The sequence below is a fragment of the Veillonella caviae genome (genome assembly GCF_003992125.1).
Taxonomy (GTDB): Bacteria; Bacillota; Negativicutes; order Veillonellales; family Veillonellaceae; genus Veillonella; species Veillonella caviae.
Window position 1 is genome coordinate 40,235 of record NZ_RQUY01000003.1, and the last position, 12,422, is coordinate 52,656.

Sequence of the window (12,422 nt, forward strand, 5' to 3'; positions counted from 1 at the left end):
GCAGTATTTAGTTTTTATAGTAAGGGGTATTATTGAGTTATGGCAGAAGAAAAAAAGACTTCTTCCCGAGGTCGCAAACCGCGTAAAAAGCGTGCCACACCGGTTCCTCAAAAAGAGGGGTTCTCCCTTCGCAATGAGGTAAAAGGTCTTATTATTATCGGCTTTGCCATTTTAGCATTATTAGGGTATTTTGGTTTAGACCTAGGTATCGTCGGGGATATTTTAACGGGCATATTCCGCTATGGATTTGGCTTTGGGGGCTTTATTCCATGCTTAGCGTTATTATGGTTAGGATGGCGCTTATTATATAGCGGTTTATTTATGTCTGTTACAAAACGTGGTGTTGTTGTTACAATCTTCTATGCTTTGTTGATAACATTGGTGCCCTTGTGGCGTGTACCTGTAGGAGCCGAATTAGATACTACACGATTAGCTGGCGAAGGTGGTGTAGTTGGCGGTATGTTAGCCACCTTTTTTCGGTCCTTATTTGGTGAAATTGGTGCTATTTTAGTAGTTGTTGTATTAATGCTCTGCTGTGGTATTATCATTACTCGTCTATCGTTACGCAGTGGGTTACGTAAGGCAGCAGACAAAACACAAGTAGGCTTCGATATGGCTAGAGAAGTGGCTGCCGAAAAGGTAGCTGTAGCAAAAGAGGTTATCGAAGATTGGGCGGAACAGCGCAAAGAAGCAGCGCAACGTAAAGCTTACGACCGTGAAAAAGATATGCGTTTTTCTAATGCTGCAGAAGAAGCTGTGGAAACTTTAGTGGACCGTGGCATCATCGATGATAGTGATGAATTTAAAGTTACCCCTATAGATACAAGAAGGCCATCATCATTTAAAGAGTTAGCTGAAATCGAAGGGCGTAATCGTGCAGCGGAACAATTAGCCAATCGCTCCATGACATCAGGTGATGCTGATATAACCGATGAGAAATTTAATGTTGGTGATAATACTAACGCTAATGCTAAATCTCGTTGGATATTAGACGATTCTGATGATATATATGAAGAAGATGATTCTAATTCTTTCGATAATTCTTCAAGTGATGTAAATAAAGATTTTGATGAACACCTTGTTGATATAGAAAGCGTGGAATCTGATAACTCTGTGTCACTATCTGGAGATATAAATCATTCAAATATTAGCAGTACAGATCATACAATGGACAATTCTAAATCTTATTCCTATCGTCCACTAGCTATGGAAAATATCGAAACAGATCATGTGGCTCGTCTTAATGCTGTACCTGGTACTGGATCCGCAGCTAGTAATGAAAGCTCCGGTACAGGTTTAACAGGTATGGGAATTAATGTTCCATCCTTGGCTAGTACTGCAGAAGATACGGCGCAAGTAGCGGTATCTAAAGAGGGACAAATTCATCGAACTTATGATAGACCATATCACTTCCCAAGCTTAGACCTTTTAGCGAAAGGGGAGGAGGGAAGCAATAATAACGAAGAAGTGGCGTATAATGCGATGCGCCTTGAAGAAGTATTAGCTAGTTTTGGTATTTCTGCAAAGGTTGTGAATGCTACACAAGGTCCTACAGTAACGCGTTATGAAATTGAACCAGCTCAAGGTGTTAAGGTAAGCCGCATCGTTAATTTAACAGATGATATCGCTCTTAACTTAGCAGCCCAACATATTCGTATGGAAGCACCGATACCAGGTAAATCTGCTATCGGTATCGAAGTGCCAAATACAAAAACATCGGCGGTACATCTTAGGGATGTCCTTGATTGTAATGATTTTAAAGAGGCTCGTGGCGGTATTCCCGTTGGTCTTGGCAAAGATATTGCAGGTAAACCTGTCATCACAGATCTTGCTAAAATGCCTCATTTATTAGTGGCTGGTACAACTGGGTCTGGGAAATCTGTATGTGTGAATACATTGATTTCCAGTATTCTTTTTAGTCGGAAACCAGAAGAGGTAAAACTATTACTTATTGACCCTAAAATGGTTGAATTATCTATTTACAATGGTATCCCACATTTGATGGCACCTGTTGTGACAGATATGAAAAAAGCCGCTGCCGTATTGCGTTGGGCGGTGCGTGAAATGGAAGCTCGTTACAAAGCCTTTGCTGCATCGGGCAAGCGAGATATTAAAAGCTATAATGAAGCTCATCCTAAAGAGGCTATGCCTCTTATCGTCCTCATTATCGACGAATTGGCAGACCTTATGATGACGGCACCAGATGATATTGAGGAATCCATTAGTCGTTTAGCACAGATGGCACGGGCAGCTGGTATCCACATGGTATTGGCTACACAACGTCCGTCTGTTAACGTTATTACTGGTTCTATTAAAGCGAACGTACCGAGCCGTATTTCTTTTGCGGTAGGTTCTCAAATTGATTCCCGTACTATTCTTGATATGGCAGGTGCTGAAAAACTTCTCGGTAAAGGTGATATGCTATTTGCTCCAATTGGAGCCAATAAGCCGATTCGTGTGCAAGGTGCTTTTATCTCTGATGATGAAGTAGAACATCTCGTTGAATTTGTAAAAAAACAACGAGAACCTGAATATGATGATACGGTAACTGCAGAAGCTGATAAAGATACAGAGAAAGAGGAAACTGGCGAAGATAATGGTGAATGGGATGAACTCTTAGAAAGAGCTGTTAATCTTGTTATGGAATCGAATCAAGCTTCTGTATCAATGTTACAACGTCGTTTCCGTATTGGGTATACTCGGGCAGGACGCTTGATTGATACTATGGAGGATTTAAAAATCGTCGGTCCTAATGTGGGCAGTAAAGCACGAGAAATTTTAATGACTCCAGAACAGGTGAAATTGCGCTATTTCCCTGATTCAGAGGAGTAGAAGGGAGGACCTGTGGCTGCACTAGGCGAAGAATTGCGAAGGGAACGGGTCCGTAGGAACCTTACCTTCAAAGATGTAGAACAAGTACTACATATTAAAACGACTTATTTAGAAGCTATCGAAGATGGCAATTTTTCCGTTATTCCTGGTCGCGTATATGCTAAGGGGTTTATTCGTAATTATGGCAACTATTTAGGTCTTGATGGGGATAGATTGGTCAAAGAATATCAATGTGTTGTGGGGGAAGTCGATACTTTCACAGTACGACCTATTATGAGACAAAAAAAAGAATCCATCATTGGTGACGTGCAATCGGAATATTTAGAACATCGTACGGCTAAACCGCGTATGTCTTTAGAAACTCGGCAAGTAAAGAGGCAGCGTTCCATTGAACAAGAACGCATTATCTTAGCAGTCATTGCCGTATGTATGAGTATATTTTTAATTTGGTTATTTCTATTTTAATTAGTTTATTAGTTAATTTTATTTATGAGAACAGTATTAGACAATTGTTCGTTAATCCTTCATTGTAGCCATGTGTGCGTTATTTGATGAGGGATCTGTTATATCTTGATTTACATCTACAAGGACGGTTTGTTAATGAATACATTTTTAGTGACTGAACGGTCAGATATGGAGAAACGGGGCTGGACCGAGCTTGACTTTGTCCTTATCAGTGGTGATGCTTATGTGGATCATCCATCCTTTGCAGCTGCTGTTATTGGCCGATATTTAGAGTCTAAGGGGTATCGTGTAGGCATTATTGACCAACCGGATTGGAATGATGTAAATGCATTTAAAAAGCTAGGCAAACCTCGATTAGCATCTTTAGTAACTGCTGGTAATCTAGATTCTATGCTTAATAAATTTACAGCAGCCAAAAAAGTTCGGCGGGAAGATGACTACTCTCCTGGAGGTGAGTCTGGTCATCGGCCAGATCGTGCTACTCTTGTATATGCCAATCGAATGAAGGAAGCGTATCGTGATGTACCTCTTATTATTGGTGGTATTGAAGCATCGTTGAGAAGATTTGGACATTACGATTACTGGTCGGATACGGTACGTCGATCGATTTTGGTGGATTCAAAGGCAGATGTGCTCATTTACGGAATGGGAGAATTACAAATTATAGAATTAGCTGACGCTCTTGATGCAGGTCGATTTGAAAGTGCCTTGCCAGATATCCGAGGTATTTGCTACATGTCTAAGGATTTACCTGATGCTCCTCATGTTGTCTGTCCTTCTTATGAAAAAATCAAGGTCGATAAGCTCGCATTTGCCGATGCATTTCGTATTCAATATGATGAGCAAGACCCACATTATGGGAAAATCGTTGTACAGCAACATGGGGACCGATACATGGTGCAAAATACACCAGCATTACCACTTACACAAGAGGAAATGGATGGTGTGTATAATTTGCCTTATACTCGCACGTGGCATCCTAAATATGATGTTAAGGGTGGAGTTCCTGCCCTTAGTGAAGTGCAATTTAGTCTTGTTAGTCAGCGTGGGTGTTTTGGTAGTTGTTCATTCTGTGCTATTACAAATCATCAAGGGCGTATTATTCAAAATCGTAGTCATGAATCATTGATTAGAGAAGCTGAAGTGATGATTAAAATGGATAATTTTAAAGGGTATATCCATGATGTGGGAGGTCCAACGGCAAACTTTCGCCATTTAGCTTGCGACAAACAAGCAAAATATGGCGCATGTAAAGGTAAAACTTGTGCGGCCCCTGTGCCATGTGAAAATCTAAATACCGATCATAGCGATTATGTATCCTTGCTGCGTAAATTACGCAAGTTGAAAGGTGTTAAAAAGGTTTTTGTTCGCTCTGGTTTACGGTACGACTATGTATTAGCTGATAATAATAAAGCCTTTGTGAAGGAATTATGTGAGCATCATGTGAGCGGTCAGTTAAAGATAGCACCAGAACACATTTCTAATCGTGTTACAACTATGATGGGAAAAGCTGGTAAAGAAGCATTTCTCACTTTTAAAAAATGGTTTGAAGACGCTAATCACCAATTAGGTAAAAAGCAATACTTAGTACCATATTTTATGAGTTCTCATCCAGGGTGTACTTTAGATGATGCTATCGAATTAGCGGAGTTTTTACGAGATCAACATATGTATCCTGAACAGGTGCAGGATTTTATTCCTACACCGGGCAGCTTATCAACATGTATGTATTATACAGGTATTAATCCATTAGATGGTACATCGGTGTACGTTGCTAAAAAAGGGCGAGATAAAGCTAAGCAGCGTGCCCTTATGCAGTATAAAAATATTGAGAATTATGACCTTGTAAAAGAAGCTCTCATTGAAGGTAATCGTCGAGATTTAATTGGTTTTGGTCCGAAATGTTTAATTCCACCGCGCCCTATTGGAAGGGCAAAAGTAGGTAGACGAGCTGTATCGAGTCCTAAAAGGAGATATAGATAATGAAACGCTGGATGGCATTTAGTGTATTATCGCTTTTTATTATCGCTATGCTAAGCTATGGCATTTTTTATTATCACGAAGAGCAAGTAGAGCGAGCAAAAGTGCCTATTAAAGGGGAAATTACGGTTTATACCGATTTGCCTAATAATTTGACAACTCTCTTAGCGGATAAGTATTTAGAAGAGCGTAATGTAAAAGTTACTATATTGCCTCTTACAGAGGAACAGATGACACAACGTGTTAACTCTAGTTTAGCTGATACATCAGGTGATATAGTACTTACATCGGAAGATAATCTCGTTATGGGGGCACAAAAAGATAAATTTTTGCCCGTTGTAAATGAGCGTATTGATGAAGTATTAGATACGTTAAAAGACGTTAACGGATATTGGGTAGGCTTATGGTATGATCCAGTGGTATTCGTACAGCATGACAGTTTTTATAATGAAATGGGCCGTTATATTACCACTTGGAACTCCTTACAAAAACCAGGTGATTGGCGAGTTGTAATGACAGATTTTGTAGCGTCTCAAAATGCAGCTAATTTGCTTTACAATATGGTGGAATATAAAGGTGAGCCAGAGGCATTATCTTATTTGCTCGCATTAAAACCACATATAATGCAACATGCTAAATTTTTATCTACACCGATTCGTTTGACAGCACTAGGTGAATCAGATATTGGAATTGGAAATTTATCTGATGCACAGCAATATGTGCGTCATTCGTACCCTGTTAAAATTATTTACCCTGGTGATGGTACGTCATATTATGTAACGGGTGCGGCTGTTCAAAAAAATTCTAAACATAAAACTGAAAGCATCGAATTTATTACATGGTTATTATCCGCAGATACGGCTAAATATATGAAGGATAATAATTTTGCCTATATATTCACGAATCCAGAGGTGGTAGAACCATTAGATTCTCTTGGTCGCAGCCTCGTGCTATGGCCTATTAATGGCGGTTATACATTAGAGGGTAAACAATTGCTATTAAATCATTGGGTGAGCCAAGTTCGTTTTCGCCGAGAATAATAGGTTTCTACCGAGATAGATATATTGTAAAATTTAGATATCATATATGCGCGCCCTGTAAGCAGAGGAATTACATGATAATTAATGAATATGATTTTAGTTATAGAGGTAAAAATAGAAAGGAAATAGAATGTCCAAATTGCTAGGATATATTAGCCTAGGTTGTGCTAAAAATTTGGTAGACACAGAGGTTATGCTCGGTCTATTAAAGGATAATGGATATGCCATTACCGAAAATTTAAGTGAAGCTGATTTAATCGTTATTAATACATGTACTTTTATAGAAAAGGCGAAAGTTGAGTCTATTAATACGATTCTAGAGGCTGCTCAATACAAAGACATTGGTCGTTGCAAAGGTCTTATCGTAGCAGGATGCTTGAGCCAACAATATCAAGATGAGTTATTTACAGAAATTCCAGAAATTGATGCCCTCATCGGTACTGGTGCATGGGATCAAATTATGGTCGCTGTAGATGCTATCGAACATGGTAATCGCAGCTGTATCATGGAAAACATTACGAATATCTATGATGAAAGAATGCCTCGTATTCAAACGACACCTCGTTATAGTGCATATGTAAAAATTGCAGAAGGATGTAATAATGGATGTACATTTTGCATCATTCCTAAGGTGCGCGGCGCTTTTAGAAGTCGTACCATTGAATCTATTAAAACAGAAGTAGAGCGCTTAGCTACATCTGGTGTTAAAGAAATCGTTCTTATTGCCCAAGATACAACGAGTTATGGCATCGACTTAAATGATGGTAAGCCATTACTCACTACATTGCTCAAGGAATTGACTACTGTGGAGGGCATCGAATGGATTCGCATGCTCTACTTATATCCAACTTTCTTTAGCGGTGAGTTATTAGATATCATCGTTAATGAACCGAAATTATGTAAATATGTAGATATTCCATTGCAACATGTGAATAATGATATTTTAAAACAAATGAATCGTCGTGATTCTCGTGAAGATATCGAACGCTTGCTGAAAACAATTAGAAATGCGCCAACCCATGTTACATTGCGCACATCTATTATCGTAGGATTTCCTGGGGAAACAGATGAACAATTTGCGGAACTTTGTGAATTTGTAAAAGATATAAAATTTGATAATATGGGGGTATTTACATACTCTCAAGAAGAGGGGACTGTCGCAGGGGCTCGTGAGGATCAAGTGCCAGAAGAGGTAAAAGAAGAGCGCTACCATACATTGATGTCTATTCAGGCGGCTATTTCAGAAGAAAATAATCGTGAATTAGAAGGGTCTATTGACTATGCTATGGTAGAAGAACTAGAAGAAGGGGATCACAATACTGTGCTTGCTAAAGGTCGATTAAAATCCCAAGCCCCAGATGTAGATGGTAGTATGTATATCGAAGACTGTGGCAATCGGTTAAAACCTGGTGATATCATTAAGGTTCAAGTAAATCAAGGATTTGCTTATGATGTAGTGGCTACCATTGTAGAGGACTAATGGTACAGGAGGTATACGATGATTGTAGAATTAATCTCTACGGGTTCTGAATTACTTCTAGGTGATACGATAAATACAAATGTATCTTGGCTTGCCAAGGAATTAAATAAACTAGGATATACTGTTGCTTATCAGACTGTGGTGGGTGATAATTACGAGCGCATGGCGGAGGTATTTTCCAAGGCTGCATCGCGGGCTGATATTGTTATTTCTACTGGTGGACTAGGACCTACACAAGGTGATATTACACGACAAGTGCTAGCTAATGCTATTGATAAAGATATTGTCTTTAATGAGTTGGCTATGGAGGAAGTAAAACGTTTTTTTAAACGTGTTAATCGCCCTATGCCTGATGCTAGTCGCCGTGAAGCACTGTTGCCAGAAGGATCAGAGGTATTGCACAATCCTGTAGGTGTTGCTCCAGGTGTGGTGACTGTAGCCGATGATATTACATTCGTTTTATTACCAGGGCCTCCTGGTGAAATGAAAGGTATGTTTACTGAAAGTTTAGTGCCTTATTTACAAAATCGATTTGGAGTGCAAGGAGTTGTAACCTCCTATCGATATGGTGTGTATGATATTCGAGAAATCGATTTAGAAGAACGATTAATGGATCTTATCAAATCCCAATCGAATCCAACTATTGCATTACTTATTAAAAAAGGGTATATCGAAGTACGCATTACTGCAAAAGCCAATACTCGAGAAGAAGCTGATATTTTGTTGCAACCATGGGATACTATAATTCGTAAACGATTAGGTGCGCAGATAGGTCGAGATTTGACTATATCTATGGAGGATACATTAGGGGCTACTTTAAAAGAGGTAAAAGGGTCCATTAGTACTGCTGAATCTTGTACAGCTGGTTTAGTGGGCAAATTGTTAACTAATGTGAGTGGTAGTAGTGATTATTATAGGGGTGGCATTATATCTTATAGTGATGATATAAAACATCGAATGTTAGGTATATCTCAGGATATGCTTGATACCTACGGCGCTGTTAGTGAGCAGGTAGCAAAAGCTATGGCAGAAGGCGCTCGTAAGGTTATTAATACTACCTATGCTGTATCTACTACAGGTATTGCTGGCCCTGGTGGTGGTAGTGTAGAAAAACCTGTAGGCCTTGTATGGTTTGGTATTGCAGGACCAAAAGGCACGGTGGCACATAAAGCTAATTTAATTGGCAATCGAGAAGGTATTAGACAGAGTGCAGCAGAGTTGGCACTATATTATATGAATCTATATATTCAAGAAACGAGGATGTAAAATGGCTCAAGATGGTAGACAAACAGCGTTAGATAACGCGTTAAAACAAATTGAAAAAGATTTTGGTAAAGGTGCCATCATGCGCCTTGGTGAAGCCGCAGATCGTATGAATGTGGCTGTAATTTCTTCTGGGTCCCTTGCTATAGACTTGGCTGTTGGTGTAGGGGGATTCCCTCGTGGCCGTGTAATTGAAATTTACGGACCAGAATCTTCTGGTAAAACTACCGTAGCATTACATGCTGTAGCGGAAGCACAAAAACAAGGCGGCATTGCTGCTTTCATCGATGCAGAACACGCTATGGATCCTGTATATGCCCGTAATTTAGGTGTAGATATTAATAATCTATTAATTTCTCAACCAGATAATGGTGAACAAGCATTAGAAATCACTGAAGCTCTTGTTCGCAGTGGTGCTGTAGATATTGTCGTCGTTGATTCCGTTGCAGCATTGGTACCAAAAGCGGAAATTGAAGGTGAAATGGGCGATGCTCAAGTAGGCCTTCATGCTCGTTTGATGAGTAAAGCTTTGCGTAAATTGACAGGGACTATTAATAAAACCAATACAGTAGTTATTTTTATTAATCAATTACGTGAAAAAGTGGGCGTCATGTTTGGTAATCCTGAAACGACAACTGGTGGTCGTGCGCTTAAATTCTATTCCTCCGTACGTCTTGATGTACGTAAAGGAGAATTGATTAAATTGAATAATGAAAATGTAGGTGCTCGCACTAAAGTAAAAATTGTTAAAAATAAAGTGGCTCCACCATTTAAAACGGCTGAATTCGATTTGATGTATGGCAAGGGGATTTCCAAAGAAGGCACCCTCATTGATATCGGTACTAATATGGAAATTATCAAGAAATCTGGTGCATGGTATTCCTATAATGGGGATCGTATGGGTCAAGGTAAAGAAGCAGCTAAACAGTTTTTACACGATAACCCACAAGTATCTGAAGAAATTGAACGCATCATTCGCGACACATTGGCAGCTGAGCCAGAAGCATTAGATGTAGTAGGCGAAGAAGTATTTGAAGAAGAATAAGAAAAGGGCTACATGGTAGCCCTTTTTTGTCAGTTGAGGTTAGTATGAGTAATAATTTAGTGCGTGAATCTAGTAGCACTATGTTTTCTGAAGAGGAAAAACATAAGGCCTTAGAGCAAGCGTATCGATTTTTGGCACAACGCTTCTTGAGCGCTTTTGAACTGCGACAAAAGATGAAACGTAAACAAATCGATAATGATCTTATTGATTATGTGGAGGAGCGACTTATCTACTATGATTACATTAACGATGAGCGTTTATCGCATCAAGTGTTACGATATTTAATGGAGGAACAGAAGTACGGCACTTTTATGATTAAACAAAAAATGAAGTTGCGCGGCTTAGATGTGCCATTAGATATTAATAGTTACGATGAACTAAGTGCTGGATTTCGTGTAACTGAGAAGAAATATGGTGCTACATTAGGAAAGATTTCTAAACTGAAGGTTATGAATTTTTTGAAGAATAGAGGCTTTTCTATGAGTACTATATCGCAAATTTGCCGCGAATTTTATAGTGACTAAAACTTCGTAAATATATATTCAAATAGAATAGAAATACATTTATGTATCTCGTTTTAGCTAGTTTTAAAGGTCTATACAAACCCCGCCCGTTCTTGACAGAACGGGCGTTCAAGTCTAAAATTAATATAGCCAAACTAAACATTTTTTTAGTAGGTCTTTTCATTTGGTATATAAATCAGGAACAATGGGTGTGGTACCCGTACTAGAATCTTAGGAGGTGAGAGTGATTTTAGAATATAGTCTAATTGCAGTGGTAATGGTACTGATTGGACTAGGGGTAGGCTATTTTTTACGAAAAAATATTGCTGAAGGAAAACTGAATCAAGCTGAGCAAGAAGCTGCACGTATCGTCGCAAATGGTGAACGTATGGCTGAGTCTAAAAAGAAAGAAGCTTTATTAGAAGCAAAAGAAGAAATTCATAAGCTTCGTTCCGATGTGGATCGAGAAAATAAAGAACGTCGTTCTGAATTACAACGTTTAGAGCGCCGTATTCTTCAAAAAGAAGAATCTTTAGATAAAAAATTAGACAATATTGAGCACAAAGAGGAAGCTTTACATCGCAAAGAAGCTGACTTAGTCCAAAACCAAGCAAAGGTTGAGGCTTTGTATGATAAGCAAATGGCAGAATTGGAACGTATTTCTGGGATGACTTTTGATGAGGCTCGGAATATTTTGCTTACAAATGTGGAACAAGAGATTCGTCATGAAACAGCTATTATGGTTAAAGAAATGGAACAGCAAGCGAAAGACGATGCAGAGAAAAAAGCAAAGGAGATTATTTCCAGTGCTATTCAACGTTGTGCTGCTGACCATGTGGCAGAAACAACTGTTTCTGTTGTGGCTTTACCTAATGACGAAATGAAAGGTCGTATTATCGGTCGTGAGGGTCGAAATATTCGTGCTCTTGAAACATTGACTGGTATTGATCTTATTATTGATGATACACCAGAAGCAGTTATTTTATCTGGTTTTGATCCTATTCGACGTGAAGTAGCGCGTATCGCTTTGGAAAAATTAATCGTCGATGGGCGTATCCATCCAGCTCGAATTGAAGAGATGGTGGCAAAAGCGCGTAAAGAGGTAGACCAAACGATTAAAGAAGCTGGCGAACAAGCAACTTTTGAAGCTGATGTTCATGGCTTACATCCTGAAATTGTAAAAATTTTAGGTCGTTTGAAATACCGTACTAGTTATGGTCAAAATGTGTTAAAACATTCTATTGAAGTATCCCACTTGGCAGGCTTAATGGCAGCGGAACTTGGTTGTGACGTAACATTGGCTAAACGAGGTGGTTTAATCCATGATATTGGTAAGGCGTTAGATCGTGAAATCGAAGGGTCTCACGTTGAAATCGGCGTTGATGTAGCACGTAAATATCGTGAAAGTGCGGCTGTAATCAATTGTATTGGTGCTCATCATGGTGATGAAGAATTCCAAACTGTTGAAGCTGTTCTTGTCGCCGCCGCTGATGCCATTTCGGCAGCTCGTCCAGGAGCCCGCAGAGAAACGTTAGAAAATTATTTGAAACGTTTAGCAAAATTAGAAGAAATTGCTGAATCTTTTGACGGCGTTGAAAAATGTTTTGCTATTCAAGCAGGTCGCGAAATTCGAGTTGTTGTAAAACCGGATAAGATTGATGAAGCTGAATCTACATTGCTTGTTCGAGATATTGTAAAACGCATTGAATCTGAATTAGAATACCCAGGTCAAATCAAGGTTGTTATCATTCGTGAAACACGCGTTGTAGATTACGCAAAATAAGCGTATTGTATAATATAAATAATAGGCTGCA

Annotated in this window: 9 protein-coding genes; all 9 read left to right on the forward strand. The window is 39.1% G+C overall.

Annotated elements, in window-relative coordinates; all coding sequences use genetic code 11:
- Nucleotides 1-39 precede the first annotated feature (39 nt).
- Entirely contained in the window at nt 40-2,832 is a 2,793-nt protein-coding gene (locus EO120_RS01855) for an FtsK/SpoIIIE family DNA translocase (RefSeq protein ID WP_127133812.1), read from the forward strand.
- Between the two features lie 12 nt (nt 2,833-2,844).
- Nucleotides 2,845-3,297, forward strand: a complete 453-nt coding sequence (locus EO120_RS01860; protein WP_127133813.1) for a helix-turn-helix domain-containing protein — start codon at nt 2,845-2,847, stop codon at nt 3,295-3,297.
- 135 nt (nt 3,298-3,432) lie between these two features.
- Nucleotides 3,433-5,280, forward strand: coding sequence for a YgiQ family radical SAM protein (locus EO120_RS01865; protein WP_127133814.1), 1,848 nt, complete (start codon nt 3,433-3,435; stop codon nt 5,278-5,280).
- Nucleotides 5,280-6,317: an ABC transporter substrate-binding protein gene (locus EO120_RS01870; RefSeq protein ID WP_127133815.1), complete on the forward strand. Its 1,038-nt coding sequence runs from the start codon at nt 5,280-5,282 to the stop codon at nt 6,315-6,317. The genes EO120_RS01865 and EO120_RS01870 overlap by 1 nt, the downstream gene beginning before the upstream one ends.
- 130 nt (nt 6,318-6,447) lie before the next feature.
- Nucleotides 6,448-7,797 (forward strand): 30S ribosomal protein S12 methylthiotransferase RimO, encoded by a 1,350-nt coding sequence (gene rimO / locus EO120_RS01875; RefSeq protein WP_127133816.1) that lies wholly within the window; start codon nt 6,448-6,450, stop codon nt 7,795-7,797.
- An 18-nt stretch (nt 7,798-7,815) separates the two neighbouring features.
- Nucleotides 7,816-9,063 (forward strand): competence/damage-inducible protein A, encoded by a 1,248-nt coding sequence (locus EO120_RS01880; RefSeq protein WP_127133817.1) that lies wholly within the window; start codon nt 7,816-7,818, stop codon nt 9,061-9,063.
- A 1-nt stretch (nt 9,064) separates the two neighbouring features.
- Nucleotides 9,065-10,105, forward strand: coding sequence for a recombinase RecA (recA, locus tag EO120_RS01885; protein WP_127133818.1), 1,041 nt, complete (start codon nt 9,065-9,067; stop codon nt 10,103-10,105).
- 44 nt (nt 10,106-10,149) lie between these two features.
- Nucleotides 10,150-10,629: a regulatory protein RecX gene (locus tag EO120_RS01890; RefSeq protein WP_241234847.1), complete on the forward strand. Its 480-nt coding sequence runs from the start codon at nt 10,150-10,152 to the stop codon at nt 10,627-10,629.
- A 217-nt stretch (nt 10,630-10,846) separates the two neighbouring features.
- Nucleotides 10,847-12,391: a ribonuclease Y gene (rny, locus tag EO120_RS01895; RefSeq protein WP_277282045.1), complete on the forward strand. Its 1,545-nt coding sequence runs from the start codon at nt 10,847-10,849 to the stop codon at nt 12,389-12,391.
- Nucleotides 12,392-12,422: the final 31 nt, after the last annotated feature.